Annotated in this window: 24 protein-coding genes and 2 pseudogenes; 12 read left to right on the plus strand and 14 right to left on the minus strand. The window is 69.2% G+C overall.

From position 1 onward, the window contains the following. Positions 1 to 189: 189 nt before the first annotated feature. The 3 genes and pseudogenes from FSW06_RS10760 to FSW06_RS10770 form a co-directional block, all read right to left on the minus strand. Positions 190 to 1,032: an aldo/keto reductase gene (locus FSW06_RS10760; RefSeq protein ID WP_083827051.1), complete on the minus strand. Its 843-nt coding sequence runs from the start codon at positions 1,030 to 1,032 to the stop codon at positions 190 to 192. A 35-nt stretch (positions 1,033 to 1,067) separates the two neighbouring features. Further along, a pseudogene (locus FSW06_RS10765) lies at positions 1,068 to 2,286 on the minus strand (IS3 family transposase). A 32-nt stretch (positions 2,287 to 2,318) separates the two neighbouring features. Continuing rightward, a complete protein-coding gene (locus FSW06_RS10770) occupies positions 2,319 to 2,504 on the minus strand; it encodes an aldo/keto reductase (RefSeq protein ID WP_010120617.1) in 186 nt (61 codons plus the stop codon). Between the two features lie 98 nt (positions 2,505 to 2,602). Here FSW06_RS10770 and FSW06_RS10775 point away from each other — a divergent pair, with 98 nt between their 5' ends. Both FSW06_RS10775 and FSW06_RS14975 read left to right on the plus strand, forming a co-directional pair. Then, entirely contained in the window at positions 2,603 to 3,517 is a 915-nt protein-coding gene (locus FSW06_RS10775) for a helix-turn-helix domain-containing protein (RefSeq protein WP_029449529.1), read from the plus strand. Between the two features lie 2 nt (positions 3,518 to 3,519). Beyond that, the gene (locus FSW06_RS14975; RefSeq protein WP_010120613.1) at positions 3,520 to 4,101 is read left to right on the plus strand and encodes a DapH/DapD/GlmU-related protein; all 582 of its coding nucleotides are present in this window, start codon (positions 3,520 to 3,522) and stop codon (positions 4,099 to 4,101) included. 6 nt (positions 4,102 to 4,107) lie between these two features. Here the strand turns inward: FSW06_RS14975 and FSW06_RS10785 are convergent, their stop codons facing one another. Next, entirely contained in the window at positions 4,108 to 4,965 is an 858-nt protein-coding gene (locus tag FSW06_RS10785) for an aldo/keto reductase (RefSeq protein WP_010120611.1), read from the minus strand. Positions 4,966 to 5,301: 336 nt separating this feature from the next. Between FSW06_RS10785 and budA the strand changes: the two genes are divergently transcribed. Both budA and FSW06_RS10795 read left to right on the plus strand, forming a co-directional pair. After that, the gene (gene budA / locus FSW06_RS10790; RefSeq protein ID WP_010120609.1) at positions 5,302 to 6,033 is read left to right on the plus strand and encodes an acetolactate decarboxylase; all 732 of its coding nucleotides are present in this window, start codon (positions 5,302 to 5,304) and stop codon (positions 6,031 to 6,033) included. 4 nt (positions 6,034 to 6,037) lie between these two features. Further along, positions 6,038 to 7,006, plus strand: a complete 969-nt coding sequence (locus tag FSW06_RS10795) for a YihY/virulence factor BrkB family protein (RefSeq protein ID WP_083827050.1) — start codon at positions 6,038 to 6,040, stop codon at positions 7,004 to 7,006. On the opposite strand, the gene FSW06_RS10800 is transcribed toward FSW06_RS10795, so the two are convergent. After that, positions 7,003 to 8,628, minus strand: a complete 1,626-nt coding sequence (locus tag FSW06_RS10800; RefSeq protein WP_010120604.1) for an alpha/beta fold hydrolase — start codon at positions 8,626 to 8,628, stop codon at positions 7,003 to 7,005. The genes FSW06_RS10795 and FSW06_RS10800 overlap by 4 nt on opposite strands. 98 nt (positions 8,629 to 8,726) lie before the next feature. Beyond that, positions 8,727 to 9,482, minus strand: a complete 756-nt coding sequence (locus FSW06_RS10805; RefSeq protein ID WP_010120603.1) for an SDR family oxidoreductase — start codon at positions 9,480 to 9,482, stop codon at positions 8,727 to 8,729. Positions 9,483 to 9,571: 89 nt separating this feature from the next. Here FSW06_RS10805 and FSW06_RS10810 point away from each other — a divergent pair, with 89 nt between their 5' ends. From FSW06_RS10810 to FSW06_RS10820, 3 genes and pseudogenes are all read left to right on the plus strand, one after another. Beyond that, positions 9,572 to 10,231: a TetR/AcrR family transcriptional regulator gene (locus tag FSW06_RS10810; protein WP_010120602.1), complete on the plus strand. Its 660-nt coding sequence runs from the start codon at positions 9,572 to 9,574 to the stop codon at positions 10,229 to 10,231. A gap of 135 nt (positions 10,232 to 10,366) precedes the next feature. Beyond that, positions 10,367 to 11,803, plus strand: coding sequence for a YeeE/YedE thiosulfate transporter family protein (locus FSW06_RS10815; protein WP_010120601.1), 1,437 nt, complete (start codon positions 10,367 to 10,369; stop codon positions 11,801 to 11,803). A 111-nt stretch (positions 11,804 to 11,914) separates the two neighbouring features. Next, positions 11,915 to 12,917, plus strand: a pseudogene (locus FSW06_RS10820) (IS481 family transposase). A 47-nt stretch (positions 12,918 to 12,964) separates the two neighbouring features. Here FSW06_RS10820 and FSW06_RS10825 read toward each other — a convergent pair. Continuing rightward, positions 12,965 to 13,147, minus strand: coding sequence for a hypothetical protein (locus tag FSW06_RS10825; protein WP_010120568.1), 183 nt, complete (start codon positions 13,145 to 13,147; stop codon positions 12,965 to 12,967). Then, positions 13,144 to 13,308 carry a hypothetical protein gene (locus FSW06_RS14555; RefSeq protein WP_010120566.1) on the minus strand — a complete coding sequence of 55 codons (165 nt, stop codon included), beginning with the start codon at positions 13,306 to 13,308 and terminating at the stop codon, positions 13,144 to 13,146. The genes FSW06_RS10825 and FSW06_RS14555 overlap by 4 nt, the downstream gene beginning before the upstream one ends. A gap of 140 nt (positions 13,309 to 13,448) precedes the next feature. Here FSW06_RS14555 and FSW06_RS10830 point away from each other — a divergent pair, with 140 nt between their 5' ends. Further along, positions 13,449 to 14,372, plus strand: a complete 924-nt coding sequence (locus FSW06_RS10830; protein ID WP_010120563.1) for a Dyp-type peroxidase — start codon at positions 13,449 to 13,451, stop codon at positions 14,370 to 14,372. Positions 14,373 to 14,768: 396 nt separating this feature from the next. Here the strand turns inward: FSW06_RS10830 and FSW06_RS10835 are convergent, their stop codons facing one another. Further along, the gene (locus FSW06_RS10835) at positions 14,769 to 16,082 is read right to left on the minus strand and encodes an MFS transporter (protein ID WP_010120561.1); all 1,314 of its coding nucleotides are present in this window, start codon (positions 16,080 to 16,082) and stop codon (positions 14,769 to 14,771) included. Between the two features lie 61 nt (positions 16,083 to 16,143). Here FSW06_RS10835 and FSW06_RS10840 point away from each other — a divergent pair, with 61 nt between their 5' ends. The 4 genes from FSW06_RS10840 to FSW06_RS10855 are packed head-to-tail and all read left to right on the plus strand — an operon-like array spanning position 16,144 to position 19,114. Continuing rightward, entirely contained in the window at positions 16,144 to 16,629 is a 486-nt protein-coding gene (locus FSW06_RS10840; RefSeq protein WP_010120559.1) for an Lrp/AsnC family transcriptional regulator, read from the plus strand. Next, on the plus strand, positions 16,626 to 17,648 hold the full coding sequence (locus FSW06_RS10845) for a YihY/virulence factor BrkB family protein (protein WP_010120556.1): 1,023 nt from the start codon (positions 16,626 to 16,628) through the stop codon (positions 17,646 to 17,648). The genes FSW06_RS10840 and FSW06_RS10845 overlap by 4 nt, the downstream gene beginning before the upstream one ends. Before the next feature lie 9 nt (positions 17,649 to 17,657). Further along, positions 17,658 to 18,308 (plus strand): TetR/AcrR family transcriptional regulator, encoded by a 651-nt coding sequence (locus FSW06_RS10850; RefSeq protein WP_010120554.1) that lies wholly within the window; start codon positions 17,658 to 17,660, stop codon positions 18,306 to 18,308. Next, a complete protein-coding gene (locus FSW06_RS10855; protein ID WP_010120552.1) occupies positions 18,296 to 19,114 on the plus strand; it encodes an NAD(P)-binding domain-containing protein in 819 nt (272 codons plus the stop codon). Before FSW06_RS10850 ends, FSW06_RS10855 begins: the two co-directional genes overlap by 13 nt. Before the next feature lies 1 nt (position 19,115). Here FSW06_RS10855 and FSW06_RS10860 read toward each other — a convergent pair whose 3' ends face one another. The 5 genes from FSW06_RS10860 to FSW06_RS10880 form a co-directional block, all read right to left on the minus strand. Beyond that, a complete protein-coding gene (locus FSW06_RS10860; protein ID WP_010120550.1) occupies positions 19,116 to 19,748 on the minus strand; it encodes a DedA family protein in 633 nt (210 codons plus the stop codon). Between the two features lie 142 nt (positions 19,749 to 19,890). Further along, positions 19,891 to 20,973 (minus strand): aldo/keto reductase, encoded by a 1,083-nt coding sequence (locus tag FSW06_RS10865; protein WP_010120549.1) that lies wholly within the window; start codon positions 20,971 to 20,973, stop codon positions 19,891 to 19,893. A gap of 94 nt (positions 20,974 to 21,067) precedes the next feature. After that, positions 21,068 to 23,350: a 3-hydroxyacyl-CoA dehydrogenase NAD-binding domain-containing protein gene (locus FSW06_RS10870; protein WP_010120546.1), complete on the minus strand. Its 2,283-nt coding sequence runs from the start codon at positions 23,348 to 23,350 to the stop codon at positions 21,068 to 21,070. 9 nt (positions 23,351 to 23,359) lie between these two features. Further along, positions 23,360 to 24,604: an acetyl-CoA C-acetyltransferase gene (locus tag FSW06_RS10875; protein ID WP_010120545.1), complete on the minus strand. Its 1,245-nt coding sequence runs from the start codon at positions 24,602 to 24,604 to the stop codon at positions 23,360 to 23,362. 447 nt (positions 24,605 to 25,051) lie between these two features. Further along, complete coding sequence (locus FSW06_RS10880; RefSeq protein ID WP_010120544.1) at positions 25,052 to 25,954, minus strand: class I SAM-dependent methyltransferase; 903 nt, start codon at positions 25,952 to 25,954, stop codon at positions 25,052 to 25,054. Positions 25,955 to 25,968: the final 14 nt, after the last annotated feature.

Raw genomic sequence — 25,968 nt, forward strand, 5'->3', positions numbered from 1 at the left:
GCAGGCCACCCTGCGTTGCGGCAGGCCAAAAGTCGCCAGATCATGGGGGTGAACGGCGTTTTGCGCTGCCACCTGACCAGATGCGCTGCCACCGACCCGGGGACAGCGCAGGGACAGTCCGGGGACAGTCCGAGGACGGCCCCGCCAGGTGACACCGGCGTCCCCGGATCATCTGATCTCCTGTCGCGCTCACCAGGCGTAGGACTGCGGGGCGGTGCCCGGACCCGGCCAGATGCGGTTGAGTTCCACCAGCGTGGCGTCATCCAGGGTGATGTCGAGGGTGGCGACGGCAGCCTCCAGCTGACTGACGGTGCGTGCGCCGGCGATGAGCGTGGAGACCACGGGCCGGTGCAGCAGCCAGGCCTGGGCGACCGCTGCGGGGGAGTGCCCGAGGTCGGAGCACAGGGCCTCGTACTCGGCCAACGGTGCGGAAAGACGCTCGAATTCCGGGCTCTGCTGCGAACGTCGGACGGTGTCCTCACCTGCAGCGGGGCGTCCGGCAAGTACCCCTGCCGCCAACGGACTCCACGGGATCAGGCCGATCCCGAAATGCTCCAGGGCGGGGATGAGTTCCTGCTCGATCGCCCGGTTGGTGAGGTTGTAGATGCTCTGCTCGGAGACCAGTCCCAGCCCACCCCGGGCGCGTCCGGTGAGGTGGGAGTTGGTGACGTCCCACCCGGCGAAGTTCGAGGAGCCGACGTAGCTGATCTTGCCGGACGCGATGAGCTGCTCCATCGCCTGCCAGATCTCCTCGACCGGGGTCGCCCGGTCGACGTGGTGCATCTGGTAGACGTCGATGTGGTCGGTCCGCAGCCGTCGTAGGCTGTCCTCGCAGGCCCGGCGGATGTGGTACGCGGACAGACGCTGGTCATTCGGCCCGGTGCCCATCGGCTGGTAGAGCTTCGTCGCCAGGACGATGTCGTCCCGGTGGCCGGACTTCTGCAGCCAGCGGCCGATGATCTCCTCGGAGGTGCCGTATCCCCTCGCCATGTCGGGGCTCTGTGGGCCGCCGTAGACGTCGGCGGAGTCGATGAAGTTGGCCTTCCCCGCAAATCGTGGACAGGTAGCTAAGCTGCGTCAGGTTCCTCAGCAGCAGGTTTGTTGAGCAGATCCATCTCGAACTCCACCGGCGGAACGTAGCCAAGCGCGGAGTGCAGTCGCCGACGGTTGTACCGGGACTCGATCCAGTCACCGACCTTCATCCTCGCCTCAGCCCGGTGGGCCAGGCCCGACGGTCGTAGAACTCGGTCTTCAGCGTCGCCCAGACACTCTCAGCCATCGCATTGTCCCAGCACACACCGGTCCGCCCGACCGACTGCAGGATCTCCAGGTCGCGGCACACGGTGAACATGTCGTCACTGGTGAACTCGGTACCCCGGTCAGCATGGAACACCACACCCTCGGGAACTTCACCACGCAGCGTATAAGCCATTTTCAACGCCTTAGCGACCAGGAAGGTGCCCATGCGTGAATTCATCGCCCAGCCCAAAATCCGTCGGGAATGCGCATCAGTGACCGCCGCGAGGTACAACCAGCCCTCACCGGTGCGCAGGTAGGTGATGTCTGAAATCCAGACGCGGTTGAGTCCACCCTGGTCCCAGCCTCGTTTGACCAGGTCAGGGATCTTGTAGGTGTCCACACCGGGGATCGTGGTCACCGGGGTGAACTTCTTCGGACTGATGCCCTCCAGCCCCTGACGAAGCATCGACTTCGCGACTGTCTTCCGGTCGACGTCGGTGCCCTCCCGGGCGAGCTGGGCGTGGACCCGGGGAGCTCCGTAGACGTCATCGGACTCGGCGAAGACTTTCCGGACCTTCACATCGAGTGCATCACGCTGACGGCGCTGCGGGCCAGGTTCTGTGGCCTGGCGTTTCGCCCAGGCGTAGAACCCTGACCGGGACACTCCCAGGAGTCGTGCCATGCGGGTGACCTCGTAGTTCGCCTTCTGCGCTGCCATTAGTTCGTACCGTTCGTCGGTCGTTGCTTGGCTGCGAAGAAGGCTGCTGCTTTTCCCAGGAACTCGTTGTCTTTGTGCAGCTCGGTGACCTGTCGGCGCAGGGCTTTGAGTTCGGCGCGTTCGTCGAGGGTCAGTTCACCGGTCGGCTCGCCGGCCTCAGCGGCCCGTTCGGCGGCGACCCACTTGCCCAATGACCGGGAACCGACACCCAGCTCCCGGGCGACCTCGGCGATCGTGCGTCCGGTGTCGATGACCAGTCGGGCGGCTTCGTGCTTGTACTCGGGGCTGAAGGTTCTCCGGGGTCGTTTTCCGGGGGTCTTCTCGGTCATGGTGACATCCTCTCGTGCGGGACGGGGTCCCGCTAAATCGGGTGTCCACTCAACGAGGGTAGGGCCAAGTTCACTCCGAGGTCTACCGCGCGGTCGAGGATGGTGTGGGCGTCAGCTTCCGGCGTGGCGTCCCCGAAGTTCATGGTGCCGAGTCCGATCCTGCTGACGAGCAGGCCGGAGCGCCCGAGGTATGTGTATTCCATGGTGTTCTCGCTCATATCTGCGACGGTATCCATGGTGGCCAGCCTCAACCAGGTACTGACAGGGCACTGTCCGGGCCTGCCGGGCGCCGGCCCCGCGCCCTACGCTGGACGCCATGGACAGCAGGATGAATGCCCGGGCCGTGCAGGCGGAGGTGCGGGAGTTCCTCACCTCCCGCCGGGGCCGCATCACCCCGGGCGACGCAGGCCTCCCCACCACGGGCAACCGTCGGGTGCCCGGGCTGCGCCGCAGCGAGGTAGCGGATCTCGCCGGGATCAGCGCGGACTACTACGCGAAACTGGAACGGGGACAGCTCGCCGGGGCGTCCGCCGGGGTGCTGGAGGCGCTGGCCCGGGCCCTGCAGCTCAGCGAGGCCGAGCACCGGCACCTCTACGATCTCGCCAGCGCGGCTGACGGCGTCCCCACCTCAGCGCGTGGCAGGTCCTGGTCCGCCCGCCCGCACCAGGTCAGGGAGTCACTGGAACGGGTGGTGGACGCCGTGACAGGGGCCGTCGCCTTCGTTCGCGACGAAATGCAGGACATTGTCGCGGTCAACGACCTGGGACGGGAGTTCTACCGGCCGGTGCTCGGGGAAGCGGGCGCATCCGGGGCGACGGCCGGTCGCGCGAACCTCGCCCGGTTCCAGTTCCTCGACCCGGTCTCCCGCGAGTTCTACCCGGACTGGGACACTATGGCCCGGATGTGCGTCGGCATCATGCACGCCGAGGTCGGACGCAATCCGGGGCACCGTGGACTGCAGGACCTCGTCGGGGAACTGTCCACCCGGAGCACGGAGTTCGTTGAACTGTGGGCCGCGCATGACGTGCGGATCCACGGCGCCGGGACGAAACGTTTCTATCACCCGGAAGTCGGGGAACTCACCCTCGCCTTCGCGGAACTGCAGGTCACCGCGGACGACGGCCTGGCTCTCTACGTTTACTCTGCGGAGCCGGGGTCGGCGTCCGAGGAGAAACTCCGGCTGCTCGCCTCACTTGCGGCGACCGGTCGGACACACAGAGAAGGAGTCTGAGGATGCACGACGCGACTCTCGAGGACCTGATCGCCGAACTGGACGCCGGCCACCTCATCCCCGGTGATTCCCCGCTGCACCGGGCGATGCACCGGCAGTCCCAGGAGGCCATCCGCATCGCCACGGAACTCAACGGGACCTACCACGACGAGGCGGGCGTCCGTGCCCTGCTCAGCGAGCTGGTCGGTTACGAGGTGGACGTCACCGTCGGCCTGTTCCCGCCGTTCACCAGCGATTTCGGACGCAATATCCGGCTCGGACGGCACGTGTTCATCAACTCCGGGTGCCGGTTCCAGGATCAGGGCGGCATCACCCTCGGCGACGGTGCGCTCATCGGTCACAACACAGTCATCGCCACCCTGAACCATGCGATGGATCCGGCTCGGCGGGCCGATCTGGAACCTGCACCCGTGGTGATCGGGAAGGACGTGTGGATCGGGTCGAGCTCGGTGATCACGCCCGGTGTCACCATCGGTGACGGTGCGGTGATCGGTGCCGGGTCCGTGGTGACCAGGGATATCCCGGCCGGTATGGTGGCCGTCGGCTCGCCGGCGAAGGTGGTCCGGGCGGTCATGACCGGGTAGGACCGGTCACTTTCCGCTGTACACGGGGAACCCGGAAGACTCGCCGTAGTCGCGGGCGTCAAGGGTTTTCAGTGCATCCATGTCGGCGTCCCCGATGGTGAAGTTGACCTCCGCGTTGGTGCGCATGTGCTCTGGGTTCGCCGTCTTCGGCAGGGAGACGCAGCCGAGCTGCAGCGTGTAGCGGATGCACAACTGCGGCACGCTGACGCCGTACTTCGCAGCGAGTTCCCTGACCTGCGGGTTGTCCAGGATCTCGCCGTGGGCGATGGGGGAGTAGGCCTCCACGACGATGTCCCTGTCCCGGCAGTAGTCGATGAGGTCGGCGGGGGTGTTGCCCGCGTGGACGAGGATCTGGTTGACGTGCGGGGTGACCCCGGCATTGTCGATGATGTTGTCGAGGTCGTGCTCGCGGAAGTTGGAGACACCGATTGCCTTCAGCTCTCCGTCTGCGAAGGCTTCCTCCAGTGCACGCCAGGCGGCGAGATTGCCCTCGTCGTAGTTTCCACCGCGGAAGTCGTCCCAGGGTTGCGGCGCGTGGATGAGCATGAGGTCGACGTAGTCGAGGCCGAGTCTCTCGAGGGAACCGTCGATCGCGGCGACAGCGCCCTCGTAGTCCTTGATCTCGGCGGCGAGTTTCGTGGAGATGAAGAGTTCTCCGCGGGGGACACCGCAGGTGCGCACACCCTCGCCGACGCCACGTTCGTTGCCGTAGGCCTGGGCGGTGTCGATGTTGCGGTAGCCGGCGGCCACGGCGTCCTTCACCGTCTGCGCGGCCCTGTCGTCGTCGATGAACCAGGTGCCGAGCCCGAGGACGGGGATGTTGGCGCCGGTGGAGAGGGTGAGTGTGTCCGTCAGTGCGGTCATGGCCCCAGGCTACGACGGCCTGGCGCACCGGGCAGGTTGAAAAGGTGCCCTGTCAGTACCTGGTTCAGCTGACGGCAGTCGACCGGCCGGCAGACCACCATGTCCTGTGGCAGCGCATCTGGCGTTGCGGCAGGCCAACCTGCGTTGCGGCAGGCCAAAAGTCGCCGGATCGCCGAGGTGAACGACGTTTTCGCCTGCAACCTGACCAGATGCGCTGCCACCGGCCCGCCGGATGATGTCGGGCGGTGACCGGACGGCCACCCGTGGCGTCCTGTCACGGAGATCACGGCCGCAGGGGGAGGTGGTCCGACCACCCGCGGCGTTACGCTGGGGACCATGAACGACAGTCCCGTGACCCGGCACACGATCTTTCAGAACTCCCTCATGTCCGCACTGCTCGACGGCATCTACGACGGGGAAATGTCCGTCGGCGAGCTGCTCGGCAAGGGCAACTTCGGCCTCGGCACCTTCGACGCCCTCGACGGGGAGATGGTGATCATCGACGGTATCTGCTACCAGCTGCGCCACGACGGCACCGCCACCCGCGCCGACCTGGAGCAGCATTCCCCCTATTCCGTCTGCACCAACTTCGTGCCGCGGATCCGTCGCCGCGCCCCGGAGAACATCCGCCGTAAGGACCTCTCCACCTTCATCGACGACATGACGCCCTCGGCGAACTACATGTACGCCGTGCGCATCACCGGCACGTTCTCCGACGTCACCACCCGCACCGTCGTCCGCCAGGAGAAGCCGTACCCGCCGATGACCCAGGCCGTCGGCGACGATGCCGAACAGCACTTCACCGACATCTCCGGTGTCATCGCCGGCTTCCGCACCCCGATCTACGAGAAGAACATCTCGGTCCCGGGCTGCCACGTCCACTTCATCGACGATTCCCGCACCACCGGCGGCCACGTCCTCGACTTCACCCTGACCGAGGGGAAGATCGAGCTGTGCCCGGGCACCGACCTGGATCTTCGACTGCCGTTGACCTCGGCCTTCTCGAACGCGAACCTCGACCCCGAGGATCTCGACGAGCAGATCCACGCCACCGAGATCAAGGGATGACACACTGACCACCTCCGCTCCCGGCCCCGGTGCCCCGGACCCCGCCCCTGCCCCGGACCCGGCCCCGGACCAGCCGGCGTCCTGGCGGCGCGTCCCGGTCCGCGCCGTCAGACGCTTCTTCGACGAGGACTTCGTCGACCTCGTCGGCAGTCTCGCCTTCCGCTCGATGCTCGCCCTGTTTCCCGGGCTCATCGCCCTGGTCTCGATCCTGGGCCTGTTCGGCCAGAGCGAGGACTCGGTGCTCCGCCTGCTCAACCAGATCGAGGAGGTCACCCCGGAGCATTCCTGGGAGTCGGTGCGTCCGGTGCTGGAGAACATCCTGCGCGCGCCGCAGGCGGGGCTGGGCCTGGTCCTCGGCCTGCTCACCACCCTGTGGACGGTCTCCGGGTACATCAAGACGTTCAGCCGCACGATGAACGCGGTGTACGGGATCGTCGAGCAGCGGGGCATCTTCCGGTGGAATGTGCAGATGTATCTGCTGACCGGCCTGTTCCTGCTGCTGGCCGCCGTCGGGTTCGTCGGCGCGGTGCTCTCCGGGCCGGTCGCCGAGGCGGTCGGTGAACTCATCCACCTGGAGACCGCGGTGATCACCGTGTGGCGGTACGTCCGCTGGGTGGTGGTGGTCCTCGTCGTGGTGCTGCTGGTCGGGATGCTCTACCGCATCACCCCGGATGTGCGGTTGCGCCGTACCTGGGGCGGACGCCGGTTCCCGTGGTTCCTGTTCTGGCTGCGCTGGTTCACGGTCGGGGCGTCCCTCGCCATCGTCGCGACGGTGGCGGCGACGATGCTCTTCTTCCTCTATGTGGCGAAGGCCGGGTCGTTCAACGTGACCTACGGGGCGCTGGCCGGCGTCGTCGTGCTGATGGTGTGGCTCTTCCTCATCAACGCGGCGCTGGTGTTCGGCGCGCTGATCGACAACGAGGTCGTCAGGCGGCGCCGTCGCCGTGCCGGGCTCCCGGACCGGGCGTCCTAACTCACCGGACGCCCCGGCGCCGCGGTCACGTCGGTGTGCCCGGTGCGCAGGTACTCCAGCACCGCGGCGTCCACGACGTCGTTGCCCATCCCGAACTGGCCGTGACCGGGGCCGTCGACGGTGATGACGTGGCTGCCCATCGCCTCGGCGAGCGGACCGTGGTTCGGATAGGGGGTCTGCGGGTCGCGGGTGCCCTGGAGCTGCAGCGGCCGGGTGGCGAGACCGTCGCCGGAGACGTCGACGACCGGGGCGTCCGGCGTGATGCCGGAGCAGGCGGCGCCGGAGGTGAAGGTCGCGCCGGCGGACTGGAACGGGTCGCCGGTGACGAAACCGTTCCACAGGTAGCCGGGCACCGCCGCGGGGTCGGCCGCGACCCGGTTCTCGTTGCACATCACCAGCAGCTGCATGTTGGACGCCGTGGCGGCGTCGTCCTCGGAGAAGGCCTCGGTGAGGTCATCGGCGTCCGGCCGCTCGGCGGTGCCGTTGATGAGCTCGGCGAGCGCACCCCACTGGTTCGGCTGCGGCACGGTGATCCGGGTCAGGGCGAGCGTCGGGGAGGTGGCCTGGACCGCACCCGGGGTGGTGAGCTGGCTGAACAGGCCCTCGAGCTGGGCCTGCGGACCGTCGAAGGCGGTGAGGACATCCGCGGCGGGCTGCCCGGCCCACTGCAGTCCCGGCGGCAGGTCACCGATCTCGGCGGGCGGCGGGACGACGGTCGGGTTCGTGCCGGATTCCTCGACGACCACCCGCGACCAGGCGCGGTAGACGGCCAGGGGAGTGGTGCCGAGGTGGTAGGTCGCGTCATTGTCGGCGACCCAGGTGAGGAAGTCGTGGAGGGCGCCGATGTACCCGTCGGTCTGGGCGCCCATCACACCGTTCCAGGCGAGGCGGGGGTCGTAGCCCGAGTCGAGGACGAGCCGGTCGGTGTGGTCCGGGTGCAGGGTGGCGTAGGTGGAGGTCAGCTGGGTGCCGTAGCTCAGGCCGAGCAGGGAGATCCGGTCCTCGCCGAGGGCGGCGCGGACGTCCTCCCAGTCCTGGGCGGTCTCCCAGGTGTTCAGTGCGTCCGTGTACCCGGGCGTGCCGGTTTCGCAGGCTTCGGTGACGAAGGCGCCGTACTGCAGCTGCATGCGCACCGGATCCCAGCCGGCCGGGGTGGCGGAGCAGTCCACCGGGGTGGATCCGGGGAGGCCGCGGGGCTGGACGGCGACCATGTCCCATTCGTCGGAGAGGCCGGCGGGCCACTGCATGGCGGCGCCGCCGTCCCCGCCGTCGCCACTGCCGGCGCCGAAGAAACTGTAGGCGTCGCCGCCGGGGCCGCCCGGGTTGCCGAACAGGGCGCCGCGCCGGGCGGCGGGGTCGGCGGCGGGGACGCGGACGAAGCCGACGGAGATCTGTTCCCCGTCAGGGTCGTCGTGGTGCATCGGTGTACTGATCCGGCCACATTCGGCGCGGGCCTCGGTCACCTGGTCGGGGCAGTTTTCCCAGGTGATCGCCCCTCCTGGGGCGGCGTCCGGGGCGGGGTCCGGTGCGGCGCCGGCGGTGGGGAGTGGGACGGTGGCGAGGCCGGCGGCGAGGACGCCGGTGGCGAGCAGACCGGGGACGGTCCGGTGCCGGTCGGGCATGGGTTTCTCCTGACACGTCGGTGAGGGATTCATCGGCCACCGTACCTGGCGGCCTGTCCGATGACGTGCCGGGCGTGTCCGGAGAGGCGCTGCGCCAGCTAGCGGGTGGTGTACCCGCCGTTGGCGAACAACGTCTGACCGGTGATCCAGCCGCCGTCGGTGGCGAGGAAGAGGATGAGCGGGGCGATGTCCCCGATCTCCGTCAGCCTCCCGCCGAGGCCCTGGGACTTGTGGAACTCCACGCGCTCCGGGGTCTCCTGACCGTAGAAGAACGGGGTGTCCATCGGGCCGGGGGCGACGTTGTTGACCGAGATGCCGCGCTCGCCGAATTCCTTGGCCGCGGCGCGCGTGAAGTGCTCGACCGGGGCCTTGCCACCGGCGTAGGTGGAGTAGCCGTCGGTGAAGGCCGCGAGCAGTGCGGTCACGAGGGTGATGATGCGTCCGCCGTCGCTGACGTGCCGGCCGGCCTCCTGGAGGAAGAAGTAGGCGGCCTTGGCGTTGACGTCGAACATGTCGTCGTACTCGTCCTCGGTGGTCTCCACGATGGGCTTGCGCAGCACCTTTCCCACGGTGTTGACCGCGATGTCGATGTGGCCGAGTGCGGCCTCCGCATCCTCGAAGAGGGTCCGCACATTGTCGGGGACCGTGAGGTCGCCGGTGAGCAGGACGCCGCGGCGTCCGGCTTCCTCGACCGCGGCGAGGGTCTTCTCGGCTTCGGGCCGGCTGGACTCGGAGTTGTAGTGGATGGCGACGTCGGCGCCGCCGGCGGCGGCCTGGCGTGCCACGAGGGCGCCGAGGTTCTTTCCGCCGCCGGCGATGAGGACGGTGCGTCCGGTCAGGTCGTAGGTGTTCATCGGAGGGGCCTTTCTCTGTCGGTGGGCCAGGTTGATATAGCGACGATATATGAATATGTGGCGGCGATACAACCACTATCGTGGAAAACATGACGGATTCCCGGGTCAAGCTGCTCACCGCCGCCGCCGATCTCATCGCGGCCAATCCCGGCGGCGAGTTCTCGCTGCGCGCGGTCTGCGATGCCGCGGGCGTGAAACTGCCGACGCTGTACCACTTCTTCGGCAGTAAACAGGGCCTTGTCGATGCCGTTGTCGAGCACGGTTTCGACATGTATGTCCGGGAGAAAGGCCGGTCCGGGTCCAGCGGCGACCCAGTCCGGGACATCCGTGCGGGGTGGGACGCCCATGTCGCCTTCGGGCTGGCGAATCCCGGCTTCTACACACTGATGTACGGGACCGTCACTCCGGGGCGTGCCCCGGCAGCGCAGGAGGGGCCGTGGCGGATGCTCAACGGACTGACGGCCGAAGCGCAGCGGCAGGGCAGGCTCGTCGTGCCCGCCGGGCAGGCGGCGGCCCACATCCTCGCCACCAATATCGGGGTGACGCTGCGCCAGATCATCCAGGAGAAGGAGGACCGGGCTCTCAGCGTCGCGGTGCGGGAAGGGGTCATCCGGGCGATCACGGGGACCTCGGACGAGTCCGCGGTACAGCAGGGCCGGTCGCTCGTCGAGTTTGCGACGGCGCATCCGGACCGGCTGGGGGAGGCGGAGACCAGGCTCTTCGTCGACTGGGTGCAGAGGTTGCTGTAGCGGCGCCGGCGCTGGCGCCGACGGCATCGGCGGAGACATCGACGCCCGTCAACGTGACCTTGTGCCCGTCGACGTTCCCGCGTATTCTCCCCAGAGAACAAACAGACCGCTCTGTCCATTTTCTCGGGAGATCCCATGCTCATCACCGGACTCATCGTCGGTGGCCTGCTCGGCTTCGCCATGCAGCGAGGCCGGTTCTGCGTCACCGGCTTCCTCCGCGACATCTTCACCCTGCGCAGCTGGCGCGGCTTCACCGCACTGCTCGTCGTCATCGCCGTCCACGCGGTCGGCCTGGCCGCCCTGACCAGCACCGGGGTGATCACGCCGGAGTTCAAGGACTTCGCCCCCGCCGCCGTCATCGTCGGCGGCTTCCTCTTCGGCCTCGGCATCGTGCTGGCCGGCGGCTGCGCCTCCGGCACCTGGTACCGCGCCGGTGAGGGCCTCGTCGGCTCCTGGATCGCCCTGGTGATGTACGCCGTCTCCTCGGCGGCGATGAAGGGTGGCGCGCTCGGCGGCCTCAACGACTGGCTGCGCGGCTTCACCGTCAACGCCACCACCGCCCCGGAATCCCTCGGGATCAGCAGCTGGTGGTTCGTCATCCCGCTGGTGCTGGTCACCGCCGTGCTCGTCCGGTACTTCCTCGCCAAGGAGCGGGCCACCCCGGCGATGGCCACGCTGCCGCCGCGCAAGACCGGTCTGGCCCACCTGCTCACGGAGAAGCCGTGGCACGTCTTCGGGACCGCGCTGGTCGTCGGCCTGCTCGGCGTCGTCGCCTGGCCGCTGTCGGACGCCACGGGCCGCAACGACGGCCTCGGCATCACCACCCCGTCCTCCAACCTGGTCAAGGGCATCGTCAACGGTGGCGCGGACAACATCGACTGGGGAGTGCTGCTCGTCCTCGGTATCCTCGTCGGCTCCTTCTTCGCGGCGAAGGCCTCCGGTGAGTTCCGGGTGCGCGTGCCGGATGCCCGCCAGGCGTCCCGCTCGGTCGTCGGCGGCCTGCTGATGGGTGTCGGCGCGGCCTGGGCCGGCGGCTGCACCGTCGGCAACGGCATGGTGCAGACCTCCCTGTTCAGCTACCAGGGCTGGGTGGCGCTGCTGTTCATCGCACTGGGTGTCGGCGCCGCGGCGAAGCTGTGGCTGAAGCCCGACCAGCCGGTCAACAGCCAGGACGTCGAGGTCGCTGACGGCACTGACGGCACTGACGGCACGCCGGCCCCGTCGCAGGACGCCGCCCCGACCGCGGACCTGGGCGGTTTCGCCTCGGCGGTCGCGGTCCTCGACCGGCCGCTGGTGGCCGTGGGCGCCACGGCGAAGAAGGACGGACTCACCGATCTCGGCGACGGTCGCTGGGGGATGGACACCCTCGGCGCGGTCTGCCCGTTCCCGCTCATCGAGGCGAAGAACGCCATCGGGAAGATCGACGTGGGCGACGAGCTCGTCATCGACTTCGACTGCACCCAGGCCACGGACGCCATCCCGCGGTGGGCCGCGACCGACGGCCATGAGGTCACACAGTTCGAGGCGCGCGGGGACGCCGGCTGGGTCATCGCGGTGAAGCGCGGGCACTAGGTGTACTTCCCGAGGAGGTTGTGAACACGACCACCGGGATGACGTGAAAGAAGACCTCCGGTAACCGTTGAGGGTGAACCACCACCAACAACGAGGAACCAGGAGGTCTTCGTGTCCCACCGTAACGCACCCTTGACCCCGACCGGCAGGGCAAGACTCGTCAGCCTGATCGTCGATCACGGATGGACCCAACGCCGCGCCGCCGAACGTTTCAACGTCTCACCGGCCACCGCCCACCGCTGGGTAGCCCGTCACCGGGCCGGAGAGTCGCTCGCCGACCGGTCGAGCCGTCCGCACCACTGCCCCCATCAGCTGGACCGGCGCAGGGAGCACCGGATCATCAACCTGCGGTTCACCCGACGGTGGGGACCCCACCGCATCGGATACCACCTCGGTGTCGCCCGCTCCACGGTCGGCAGGGTGCTGGACCGCTACAACATGCCCGCTCTGGACTGTATCGACCAGGCCACCGGACTGCCGGTACGCAAGACCCCGCCACGCCGCTACGAGAAATCCGCACCAGGCGAGCTGGTGCATGTCGACATCAAGAAACTCGGCAGGATCCCCGACGGTGGTGGGTGGCGGATGTTCGGTCGTGGCTCCGACCAACACCGGGCATCCGGTCGAGCCACTGGAGCGGCCGCCCGAGCCGGAGCGAAACCAGGCAGAGGCTACCGGTACCTGCACCATGGAAGTCGATGATTACTCGCGGGTGGTGTACTCCGAGATCCTCGACGACGAGCGGAAAGACACCGCGGCGGGTTTCTGGATCAGGGCAGCTGACTTCTTCGCGTCACTGGGTGTGACCGTCGGTGCGGTGATGACCGACAACGGTGCCTGCTACCGGTCCCACGCGTTCGCCGATGCGCTGGGACCGGAGGTCAAGCACCGGTGGACCAGGCCGTACCGGCCGCAGACCAACGGGAAAGTCGAGCGGTTCAACCGCACGTTGATGACCGAGTGGGCCTACGCGAGGCCGTATCTGAGTGAGGCGTCCCGGGAGCAGGTGTACGGCGAGTTCATCGAGCACTACAATCGCCGGCGAGCTCACACGGGCATCGGAGGCTTGGCTCCCATGGACCGTGTTCACAACCTCACGGGGAACTACAACTAGGGAACGGCGTCCGGCGTCAGCGGGCGTCGGCCGGTGCCGACGTCAGCTCAGAACAGCGAACCTTCCGGGGGGACGCGCTGCAGCTCATCGGTCGCCTCGTCGGGGACGGGGGCTCCGGCAAGCTCATAGACCCAGCGGGGCAGGACGGTTCTGGTCCCCCGGGTCGCGTTGACCGCAGTCTGGGCGGCGAGCTTCCGCTCCAGTGGATCGGTGATCTTTCCGTTGTTCACTGTCGGCCTCCTTTGCCGTCGTACCCGTCATTGTCGTCGCTGATGCCGCGGATAGCCAGCATGGCAATGACATCGCGTTCCGTCTCCGTCGCCAGCGGGCTGGCGATCAGGATCTTCAGATGAGACCAGCCGAGGAGACGGCGCTCCCTATCTGCGCTCAACCGCAGTTCCTCTGCCCAGGTGTACCGGGACCGCCACTCGGTCCGGTTGCGGTGCCCTGATCAGGGAACGGCGTCCGGCGTGCCGGTAAAGTCACAGAGGACTGTCCTGACGATCCACCGAGCACCACGAGAGAGGCCCCATGCCCACCCAGCAGGTTGTTTCCCACCCCGCGAACGCCGCCATGTTCCTCGTCTTCACCGTCGACGACGGTGAGGACGCCGCCGGCGCCGCCCGGGACTTCCTCGGGGAACTGCCGGGTCTGACCCGTTCGGTGGGGTTCCGGCACCCGGAGGCGGAGCTGCTGAGCATCGTCGGTATCGGCTCAGATCTGTGGGACCGGATGTTCCCCGACCAGCCGCGCCCGGCCCACCTGCACCCGTTCGTCGAGGTCCGCGGCGCGACGCACACCGCCGTCTCCACCCCCGGTGACCTGCTGATCCACCTGCGCGCGGCGCGGCAGGACCTGTGCTTCGAACTGGCCCGTGTCGTCACCGACGCGCTGCGCGGCACTGCGACGATCGTCGACGAGGTGCACGGTTTCCGCTACTTCGACGAGCGCGATCTCCTCGGTTTCGTCGACGGCACCGAGAACCCCGAGGGGGATGACGCACTGGACGCCGCGGTGATCGCGGACGGCGACGGGGAGGACGCCTCCTTCGTCGGCGGTTCCTACGTCATCGTGCAGAAGTACCTGCACGACATGGCCGCGTGGAACGCGCTGAGCACCGAGGAGCAGGAGAAGGCCATCGGCCGGACGAAGCTCGACGACCTCGAGCTCGACGACGAGCACAAGCCGAGTAACTCGCATGTCGCGCTCAACGACATCGACGGTGACATCATCCGGGAGAACATGCCGTTCGGTTCGCTGAGCGGCGACGGCGAGTTCGGCACCTACTTCATCGGCTACGCCAAGGACCCGTCGGTGACCGAGGAGATGCTGCGCAACATGTTCATCGGTGTGCCGGAGGGCAACCACGACCGCATCCTGGACTTCTCCACCGCGGTCACCGGCTCACTGTTCTTCGTGCCTTCCCCGGCGTTCCTCGACGGTCTCGGCGACTGACCTGCCGCTGACCGGCGGCGACTGACCCGACTGCCACGACTCCGCTGACTGACCCGGCCTGCGGCCCAGGCTCCGGCGTGTCCGTGAACTCGAGCACGGAGGGCGCGGACCCCCGCTGCCCGTGTCATCCGTGCTCGAGTTCACGGACGGGGGAGGGAAAGCCCCGGAGAGTGCCCCGCGGGAGACATCGGTCCCGCACGTGTCCGGTGACACATCGGCAGGCCCGGAGACCGGGGTGCCTTCAGTTACCGCCCGATGCCTTCAGTCCGGGTCGGTTCCGGCGACCGGACCGACCCGGACTGAAGGCGGGTGACACGAAGTGATGGCGGTCCGGAGAAGGTCTGTCGGCTCCTGCGGCTTCGAGTGACTTCCGGCGTCTTCCGGCCGCTTCCGGGCCTATCCGCGGGCACCGTGAGCGGCCCGGACCGGCGGCGCCACCGCGACCACCTGTGCCAGCCGCACCAGCGGCAGTCGCGGCCCGGCGAGCAGCGTCGCCGTCACACCGGACACCGCGCAGACCACGGCGGTGACCGTGAAGGTCTCCGCCACCCCTGCCGCGGTGGCCAGCAGCCCGGCCAGTACGGTCAGGACGCCGCAGCAGCCGTAGGCCACCGCGGCGTACACCGAGGCCGCCCGGCCCTGACGCTCCGGTGGCAGCCCGTGGGTGACGGTGGCGAGACCCAGGCTGTAGCAGGGGCCCTGCCCCAGTCCGCACACTGCGGCGGCGGCCAGGACCGCGGGGTAGTTCCCGGCGTCGAGCGCCACGCCGAGTCCCGCGAGTCCCAGCACCAGCGGCAGGGAGGTCTGCCAGGCCCGCAGCCGGAGGATCCGGCGGTTGACCAGCAGCTGGCCGACCCAGGAGACGGCGAGGAAGACCACACCGGGCGCCATGGCCCCCAGCAGTGACAGGTCCGGTGAGGTCTGCCGGACGCGGGTGGCGACGAGGGCGAGCACGATGCCGGCGGCGGTCCACGACATCACGCCGATGAGGTAGCCGGCGACCCGGTGCCGCTGTCGGTAGCCGCCGACGACCCGCACCACCGGGGTCCTGCCCGGTGCGTCCGAGGGCTTCCCCGCTGCGGTGACGTCGGCCGGGCGGCCCCGCCGCGCACTGGCGACGAGGGTGACGGCCAGGACCCCGGCGAGCAGGGCGTGCCCCAGATACACCGACAGGCAGGACGCCGTCCCGGCCCCCGTCAGAGTCGCGACCGTACCACCACCGATGTTGGCGGCCAGTGCCCCGACGACCGCGGCCCCGGCGGCGACGGTCCGGGCGCTCTCCCCGAGTCCGGCCAGCGCCACCGCGGCGGCGGACCCGGTCGCCAGTCCGGCGGCGGCCCCGGCGACGGCCCGCCCGGCGAGCAGGACCGGGAAAGCGGCGGTTCCGGCGAGCATCACGAGGTCGGCGGCCAGGGTGAGGGCCAGTGCGGTGACGAGCGTGCGGACCTCGTCGGTCATGGTGCGGGAGCGGCGCCGGGGGTCGAGGACCGTGGCGGCGAGGGTGAGCACGAGCGCGGCGAGGTAGACGCTGAACAGGGTGGACTGCAGCAGCGGGGTGAGGTGGAACCGGTCGGTGTAGAGCGGCGCCAGCGGGTTCGGGAGATTGACTCCGGCGATGGCGAGGCACAGGGTCAGGGCCGCGCACGCCCCGGTGGTGCGGGAGACGGTGGCACGGGGGACGGCCCCGGTGGGGAGAGAGTGGTCGGACATGCCGGAAAGTGTCGGGCATGTACACCGTTCCGGGCAATCAGATGCGTTACTGTTGACCGTTATGACCACAGCGCACCCCACTGGGTCGGCCGTCCTTGACCGGACCGACCACCGGATCCTCGACGTGCTCGACGAACACCCGCGGGCCACCGTCGCCTTCCTCGCCGAGAAACTCCACCTCGCCCGGGGTACGGTCCGGGCCCGGCTGGCGAAGCTCACGGCGTCCGACGGGCCGCTGGCGCCGGTGACCGCGCGGCTGACCCCGGCCTCGGTCGGCCGGCCGCTGCGGGCGATCGTCACCGCGGAGGCCAACCAGGCGATGTTCGACGGCATGCTCGACGACCTCGCACAGATCCCGGAGGTCGTGGAGTGCCTCGGCATCTCCGGACGCAGCGACATGTCCATCGAGGTCGTGGCGGTCGACGCGGAGGACCTGTACCGCGTCACCCAGGAGATCATGGGCTGCCGGGGCATCAGCCGGACCGAGACGGGCATCGTGCTGCGGGAACTGCTGCCGCGCCGGATGCACCAGCTGGGGCCGGTATGAGGTCCCCGTGGCGCAACGTGCCGGGCCGGGCGGTGCGCCGGTTCGGGGCCTACGGCTGTCTCGACTACGCCGGCAGTCTCGCCTACCGGTCCCTGCTGGCACTGTTTCCGGGACTCATCGCCCTGGTCTCGGTGCTGAGCCTGTTCGGCCAGGACGAGGACACGGTGCTGCGGCTGCTCGACGAGGCACAGGCGGTGACACCCGAGGAGACGTGGTCGTCGGTGCGTCCGGTGCTCGAGAATGTGCTCACCGCGCCGGCCGCGGGGCTCGGTCTGGCGGTCGGCCTGGCGACGACCCTGTGGACCGCCTCGGGCTACGTGAAGACCTTCGGGCGGGCGATGAACACCATCTACGAGGTCGAGGAGGGCCGTGGAGTGGTGCGCTGGAACCTGCAGATGTACCTGCTCACGGCGTCCCTGCTGGTGCTGGCGGCCCTGGGGGTGCTCGGCCTGGTGGTCTCCGGGCCGGTGGCGGCGTGGCTGGGTGCGGTCGTGGGACTGCGGGAGGAGGTGCTGTCGGTGTGGGCGGTGCTGCGCTGGTTCCTGGTCCCGCTGGCGATCATCCTCGTCATTGTGCTGCTGTACCGGATCACCCCGAATGTGCGGCTGCGTCCCCGGACCTGGTTCAGTCCCGGTGCGGTGCTGGCGATCGTCGGCGCGGTGATCGCCTCCGGCGGCCTGTACGTCTACGTCACCTGGTTCGGCCGGTTCAACGCGACCTACGGGGCACTGGCCGGGATCATCGTGCTGATGCTGTGGGCCTATCTCGTCAACGCGGTGCTGCTGTTCGGTGCGGTGCTCGACAGTGAGACCGAGCGGGTCCGGCAACTGCGGGAAGGGCTGCCCGCCGAGGAATCGCTGCAGGTCACCGAACGGTACACGGCGGCCGTGGAGAAGCGGGACAGTCAGCTGGTCCGGGATATCCGGCAGGCCCGGGAGGTCCGGGAAGCTGTAGATGATACCGGTTCTGGAGACGGGACGGATACACCCGGGAAAGTACCGGGGGATCCTGTTCCGTAGTATGAGGCCATGGCTGTCCAGACTGAGAAGAACACCGCAGGGAAGAACCGGAAGGTGCGCAACCGGCGTGCCGACGGTGAGCGGTCGCGTCAGAAGATCCTGGACGCCGCCGCCGCCATCTCCGCCGAGCGCGGCTACGACGGCACGAGCATCGCCGCCATCTCGCGGCGCTGCGGCCTGCCGGCGAGCTCGATCTACTGGCATTTCGAGGACAAGGACGACCTGATGTCGACCGTCATCGAGGACAGTTTCGACGCCTGGAACCAGGCCTGGGACATCCCCGCCGACGGCAACATCCTCGCCGAACTCGTCGCCATCGCCGAGCAGCTCATCGGGACACTGCGGGAGCACCCCGAGTTCCTCCACCTCGGGCTGCCGCTGGCACTGCAGAAGCGGCAGGACAACCCGAAGCCACGGCGGATGTACCTGCAGATGCGGGAGAACCTCTCCGCCCGCCTCGGCGTGATCGGGAAGACCCACTTCTCACACGTGCCCGAGGGGCGGCGGCAGGCGATCATCACCTACCTCATCGCCGGCGCCGAGGGGCTGATCATCGCCCATGAGCTGGATCCGGAGTCCGACATCGACGAGCTGCTGGAGATCCACGCGACGAGCGTGATCCAGATGATCATGCAGGAGTCCGAGAAGTGGTCGAAGTGAGCACGGTCGGCTTCATCGGGGTCGGCGAGATCGCCGGCGCCATGGTGGAGGGACTACTGGGCGGGGCTGGGGCCACCGGGGACGCCGGGTCCGCCGGGTCCCCGACCACGGTGGTCCTCTCGCCGCGGGGCCGCGACCGGGTGGCGGCACTGCAGGAGCGGTTCGCCGGAACCGGCCGGCTCACCGTGGCGTCCTCGAATGCGGCGGTGGCGACGGGCGCGGAGACCGTCGTGGTCTCGGTCCGCCCGGAGCAGCTCACCACCGCGCTCGACGGGGTGGAGTTCCGCGCCGGGCAGACCGTGGTGAGCACGCTGGCCGGGGTGGACCTGGCGACGCTGCGCGCGGCGGTCGGGGACGGCCCCGACATCGTGCGTTCGGTGCCGCTGCCGCCGGTGGCGCGCCGGGCCGGCATCACCCCGGTGATCCCGGCGTTCCCGGCGGCGGTGGCCCTGTTCGACCTGCTCGGCGGCCATATGGCGGTCGCCGACGAGGACCAGATGGCGGCGGTCACGGTGCTGACCGGTGCGCAGACCGGACTGCTGCAGTACGTGGCCGACCTCGCCCGGTGGGCGGCGGAGCACGGGCTGGACGCCGCGGCGTCCGAGCGGTTCGTCCGCAGCAGTGCCGCCGGTCTCGCCCCGGCGCTGCAGGACGCCGCCACGCCCATCGACGATGTCATCGACACCTTCGAGACGCCCGGAGGGCTCAACTGGCAGCTGCGGACCGGCTTCTTCGACGTGGACACGACCGCGGCGCTGGACCGGGAACTCGACCGGCTGCACGCCCGGGTGCGCGGGGACAACTGAGTCAGGCCTCCCGGCGGGCGGCCTTGCGTCGCCGGTCGCGGCGCACCAGCCAGATCACGCCCGCCACGCAGGCCAGGGCGACGAGGACGTAGATCAGGGTGGAGAAGTTGTCGATCGTGTCCGAGACCCGGTGGTAGTTGTCACCGAGGAGCACGCCCAGGCCGATCAGCACCGCATTCCACACCGCCGAGCCGAGGGTGGTCAGCAGCGTGAACTTCACCGGTCCCATCCGGTGGACGCCCGCCGGGATGGAGACCAGGCTGCGGATCCCGGGGATGACCCGGGCGATGAGCACCGTGGCCTCGCCGTAGCGGTCGAACCAGTGCAGCGCCCGGTCGACGTCGGCCCCCTCGGTGAGCCACATCCGGTCGGCCACGGCGCGCAGGCGGTCAGCCCCGACCGCGGCCCCGAGCCAGTAGAGCAGCCAGGCGCCGACCACCGAGCCGGCGGTGGCCCAGAGGAATGCGGCCAGGGCGCTCATGCGTCCCTCGGTCGAGGCGAAGCCGGCGAGCGGGAGCACCACCTCGCTGGGGATCGGCGGGAAGACGGTCTCGATGAGGATGGCCAGGCCCACGCCCGGGGCACCGATGACCGCCATGAGTGAGACGATCCAGTCGACGACGGTGGTGATCACGGGGGCCTTCCGGTCCGGGTGCAGGGGTCAGGGTGAGTCCAGTTTACCCGGTTCCGGACGCCGCTCCCGGGCCACAACCTGCGGGTTCTCTGTCAGCTTCTGACAGGTTCCCGCAGCTTCCCGCAGGTTCTGTGAGGTTCTGTCAGCCGAGCTGCCCGGCGGTGGTCCCGATGATCGACCGGTCCGCCGCACTGAGCCGGTCGGACGCCAGATCGACCTGGTGCCAGAACGGGTAGCGCACCGCCGGTGCACTGACCCCGGCGATCCGGGAGATCTCCTCGTCGGTCAGCGTGAGGTCCACCGCGCCGAGGGAATCCTCCCACTGCGCCGTGGTCCGCGCGCCGACGACGAGGTTGGTGATCCCCGGCCGAGTCAGCAGCCAGGCCAACGTGACCTGCGCAACCGACGCACCGTGGGCGGACGCCACCTCGTCGAGGGTGTCCACCATGTCGTAGAGGTTCTCCCGGTCGGTGACGATGACGTCCGTCCCCGGCCCGTCGACCATCCGCGCCGGGGACTCCGGCTCGACACCACGGCGGTACTTGCCGGTGAGCAGCCCCATCCCCAGCGGGCTCCACACCTGGCTGCCGAGCCCCTGGTCGATCGCCGCGGGGATCATCTCGTACTCGGCGTCGCGGGCCTGCGGTGTGTAGTAGATCTGCTGGCTGACCGGCTTGATGAAACCGTTGCGCTCACAGGTCATGAGGACCTTCATCAGCTGCCAGGAGGTGTAGTTGGAGACGCCGTAGTAGCGGATCTTCCCGGACCGGACCAGCTGGTCCATCGTCTGGAGGGTCTCCTCCAGCGGCGTCTGGCCGTCCCACTCGTGCAGGTAGTAGAGGTCGAGGTGGTCGCGGCCGAGCCGGCGGAGGGTCTTGTCGACCTGGTCGAGGATGTGCCAGCGGGACTGGCCGCCGTCGTTGGGGCCGTCGCCGATGACCATCCGCACCTTCGAGGTGACCAGCAGGTCGTCGAAGGAGCGGGAGGACGCCAGCGCCTTGCCGAGGACCTCCTCGGCGACACCGGTGGAGTAGAAGTTGGCCGTGTCGACCAGGTTGATCCCGGCGTCCTTCGCGCGGGACAGCAGGTCGACGGCACCGTCGACGTCGACATGGCCGAAGTACTCCATGCCGTGGTCGCCGCCGAAGGTGATCGTGCCGAGGGTGAGCGGGCTGACGCGCAACCCGCAGGTGGGTGACAGTTGCCGGTAGAAGTCTGTGCTCATGTCGCCCGACCGTACCCGGACGACCGCACCCGGCAGGTGGCCCTGTGAAGGCCACCCACCGGGTGCGGGGACTTGCGGGGTCGGAGCGGGGGATCTAGCCCTTCAGCGAGGCGACCGGGGCGAAGCGGTCACCGTAGGTCGCGGTGAGCTCCTCGGCACGGGCGACGAAGCCGGCCACACCGGTGGTCGGGTAGTCCTCACCGGCGTCCGCGGGCAGCGGGGCCGCGACCGGGCGGGCGTAGTTCGTGATGAACTGGCGGGTACCGCCGGTCCACGCCGGGTAGCCGATACCGAGGATGGAGCCGATGTTGGCGTCCGCGTCCGAGGTCAGGACGTTCTCGTCGACACACCGCTGGGTCTCCAGGGCCTCGATGAACAGCATGCGCTCGATGAGGTCGATGAAGGCCGGGCCGTCGCCGGTGGCCGTGTCCAGGCCGTGGCCGGCGGTCGTGGTCTCGGCGTCCGGCACGGTGACCGGGGTGATGCCGAGCTTCTCGCGCAGCTCACCACGCAGGCCGGACCACAGGCCGGCGCGCTTCCCGTTCTCGTCGTACTCGTAGAAGCCCTTGCCCTCGAGCTTGCCGGGGCGCTCGTAGTCGTCGAGCATGGCGTCCACCAGCGCGTTGACGCCGCCGTCGTCGACAGCGACACCCGCGGCCTCGGCGGCGGCCTTGTTCTCCGCACCGATCTTGCGGGCCAGCTTGAGGTTCAGCTCGTCCTGCAGCTGCAGCTGCGGGGCCGGGTAACCGGCCTGGCGGCCGGCGGCCTCGATGACGGCCGGGTCCACACCCTCGACGAACATGCGCATGGCCTCGTTGAGGACCGTGCCGATGACCCGGGAGGTGTAGAAACCGCGGGAGTCGTTGACCACGATCGGGGTCTTGCGGATCTGGCGGGCGAAGTCCAGCGCCTTCGCCAGGGTCTCCGGGGCGGTCTCGTCACCGGAGATGATCTCGATGAGCGGCATCTTGTCCACCGGGGAGAAGAAGTGCAGACCGATGAAGTCCTTCTTCCGGTCCACACCCTCGGCCAGGCCGGTGATCGGCAGGGTCGAGGTGTTGGAACCCAGCACGCAGGTGTCCGGCACCGCGGCCTCGATCTCGGCGAACACCTTGTGCTTCAGCTCGGTGTTCTCGAAGACGGCCTCGATGACCAGGTCGACGTCGGCGATGTCGGCGTAGTCGGCGGTCGGGGTGATGCGCGACAGCAGTGCCGCGGACTTCTCCTCGGTCGTCTTCCCGCGCTTCAGCGCCTTGGCCTCCAGGCCCTCGGAGTAGGCCTTGCCCTTGTCCGCGTTCTCCTGGCTGATGTCCTTGAGGACGACCTCGATGCCGGCCTTCGCGGCGACGTAGGCGATCGCCGCGCCCATCATGCCGGCGCCGATGACGCCGACCTTGGTGAAGGTGGTCTTCGGGAACGGGGTGCCGTCGGCCTGCACCGGACGGGAACCGCCGCCGTTGCAGTGGTTCAGGTCGAAGAAGAACGCCTGCATCATGTTCGTCGACGTCGGGCCGGTGACCAGCTCGACGAAGTAGCGGGTCTCGACGGCGGTGGCATCCTCGATGCGCTTGAGCTGCGCACCCTCGACGGCCGCGGCGAGAATCGCCTTCGGGGCGGGCATCGGCGCGCCCTTGATCTGCTTGGTGACGTTCGCCGGGAAGCTCGGCAGCATCGCCGCGAGCGCCGGGGTGGACGGGGTGCCGCCGGGGATCCTGAAGCCCTTGCGGTCCCACGGCTGGGCGGACTCCGGGTTCGCCGCGATCCAGGCGCGGGCGGTCTCGATGAGCTGGTCGGCGGGGACGATCTCGTCGATCAGGCCCAGGCCCTGGGCCTTCTCGGCGGTGAACTGGGCACCGGTGGTCAGCACCTTGGTCAGGGCGTCCGCCAGGCCGAGCAGGCGGGTGACGCGGGTGACGCCGCCGCCACCGGGCAGCAGGCCGAGGGTGACCTCGGGCAGGCCGACCTTCAGGCCCTTCACGTCGGAGGCGATGCGGTGGTGGGCGACAAGGGCGATCTCCAGGCCGCCGCCGAGGGCGGTGCCGTTGAGGGCGGCGACGACCGGGACGCCGAGCGTCTCGATGGCGCGCATGTCGGCCTTCATCCCGTCGACCATGTCGCGGGTGGCCTCGGCGTCCGCCGGGGTGGAGGTGATCATCTGCTTGATGTCACCGCCGGCGAAGAAGGTCTTCTTCGCGCTGGTGATGATGACACCGGTGACCTCCTTGGCCTCGACACCGGAGACCAGCTTGGCGGCGGTCTCCTTCAGCGAGGCGCGGAAGGCGTCGTTCATGGTGTTGACCGGGGAGGTCGGGTCGTCGATGGTGAGGGTGACGACGCCGTTGCCGTCGGACTCCCAGCCGATGATGTTGTCGCTCATGGTGTCTCCTTAAACGCGCTCGATGATGGTGGCGACGCCCATGCCGGCGGCGACGCAGAGGGTGATCAGGGCGTAGCGTCCGCCGGTGCGGTGCAGCTCGTCGACGGCGGTGCCGGTGATCATCGCGCCGGTGGCACCCAGCGGGTGGCCCATCGCGATGGCGCCACCGTTGATGTTCAGCTTCTCGTCCGGGATGTTCAGCTCACGCTGGGCACGCAGGACGACGGAGGCGAAGGCCTCGTTGATCTCCCAGACATCGATGTCCTCGGGGGTCAGGCCGGCCTTGTCGAGCGCGGCGCGGGCCGCGGGGGCGGGGGCGGTGAGCATGATGGTGGGCTCCACACCGGTCGTCGCGGCGGCGACGACGCGGGCGCGCGGGGTCAGACCGTACTTCCCGCCGGCGTTCTCGGAGCCGACGAGGATGAGGGAGGCGCCGTCGACGATGCCGGAGGAGTTGCCGCCGTGGTGCTGGTGGTCGATCTTCTCGACCTGCGGGTACTTCGTCTGGGCGACGGCGTCGAAACCACCCTGGTCGCCGATCATGGCGAAGGCGGGACGCAGTCCGGCCAGCTTCTCCACGGTGGTGCCGGGGCGGATCGTCTCGTCGCGGTCCAGGACGGTCAGACCGTTGATGTCCTTGACCGGGACGACCGAGTTGTCGAAGCGGCCCTCGTCCCAGGCCTGGGCGGCGCGGGCGTGGGAGCGGGCGGCGTAGGCGTCCAGCTCCTCACGGGAGACACCGTCGAGGGTGGCGATGAGGTCGGCGGAGATGCCCTGCGGCACGAAGTCGGTGTAGAAGGAGGTCTCCGGGTCGAGCGCCAGGGCGCCGCCGTCGGAACCCATCGGGACCCGCGACATGGACTCCACGCCGCCGGCGAGGACGAGGTCCTCCCAGCCGGAGCGGATCTTCATCGCACCGATGTTCAGGGCGGTCAGGCCCGAGGCGCAGTAGCGGTTGAGCTGCACGCCGGTGGTGGAGAACGGCAGGCCGGCGTTGAGGGCGGCGGTGCGGGCGATGTCCATGCCCTGGTCGCCGAGCGGGGAGACGACACCGGTGATGATGTCGCCGATCGCCTCGGGGGCGATACCGGGGTTGCGCTCGAGGATCTCGGCGATCAGACCGCTGAGCAGATCGACGGGCTTGACCGTGTGGAGGCTGCCGCCGGGCTTGCCCTTGCCGCGGGGGGTGCGGACGGCCTCGTAGATGAAGGCCTCGGGGATGCCTGTGTTCCCCTGGCCGGTGGAGTTCGTCATGTCTGTCCTCACTGTCGACTGTGCCGACATCGGGTACAACGTGTGTCGCCGATCACTATATCCACATATCGTTCCGGAGGAGCATTTCCGGGTGGGTTCCCGACGTGTTCGGGGGTGGCCCGCCGGTTTTCCCTGCGTAGGCCATCACCTGCGGTTTTATGTCGGGAACCTACACATCTGCGCACGGATGGCGGTATGGGCGGTGTGGGCGGTGCAGCGGAGGTGCGACGGCCGGGTGGCGAGGCTGACGCCAACCTGTCGACCAGCCCCCTCGGGACGGGGGTCGTCGAGGGGTTGGCCGCACCGGCCTGTCGACCAGCCCCGTGCGGACGGGGGTCGTCGAGGGGTCGGCTGCACCGGCCTGTCGACCAGCCCCCTGGGGACGGGGGTCGTCGAGGGGTTGGCCGCACCGGCCTGTCGACCAGCCCCGTGCGGGCCGCTGCACAGCTACCGCCGCCGCAGCACCAGGACCAGGTTCGAGACCCCCACCTCGCGCAGTCCCGGAACACGCGTCAACCACCACGCCCACCACGGGTGGTAGCGGGGAAAGGCGGCCACAAGCTCGGCGGGGTACGGGTGGTCGGGGTCCGGTGCAGCTGGTGCGGTGTCGGTGACGGCGTCCGGACTGTCCTGCCGGTCCGGCAGTGCTGCGGCATAGTGCAGTCCGTCGGCGCAGGAGACGTTGAACAGGGACTCACCCCACCGGTTCTTCGGCGGGCGGCCGTGTTTCTTCTCGTAGCGGCGCGCCGCGAACTCGCCGCCGACATAGTGCTGCCACAGGCCGGTCTCGTGCCCGCCGAAGGGCCCGAGCCAGCAGGTGTAGGAGAAGACGACGAGGCCGCCGGGGCGGGTGACGCGCAGCATCTCGTCCGCCATCCGCCACGGGTCACAGACGTGCTCGGCGACGTTGGAGGAGTAGGTGAGGTCGAAGGCCTTGTCCGCGAAGGGCAGGTCCATGCCCGATCCCCGCACCGAGGACGCCAGTCTGATGCCCGCCGCGGCCATCTCCCCGACGTCGGGTTCGCAGGTCACGTAGTTGTCGACGCCGGCTGTGGCGAAGGCCCGGCCGAAGTAGCCGGGGCCACCACCGACGTCGAGGATCCGGGTCCCCGCCAGGGGCGTTGTGCCGTGCGACGTTGCTCTGGGGGACGCCGTGTCCCCGGCGTCCGCCCAGATGTCGGACAGCAGGCCGACCGTGTCCGCGGCGAGGTGCCCGTAGAACCGGTCCGGGTCGGACTGCTCGAACCGGAAGTCGGCGAGAAGACCGAGGGAGCGCCGCAGTGTCGCGCGGCGGCGGAGGGTGGGAAGAGACGTGGCGTCCCCGTGGCCGCGGGTGCCGGCTCGTCTCACGACTCTGCGCCGAC

Source organism: Corynebacterium nuruki S6-4 (assembly GCF_007970465.1).
Lineage (GTDB): Bacteria > Actinomycetota > Actinomycetes > Mycobacteriales > Mycobacteriaceae > Corynebacterium > Corynebacterium nuruki.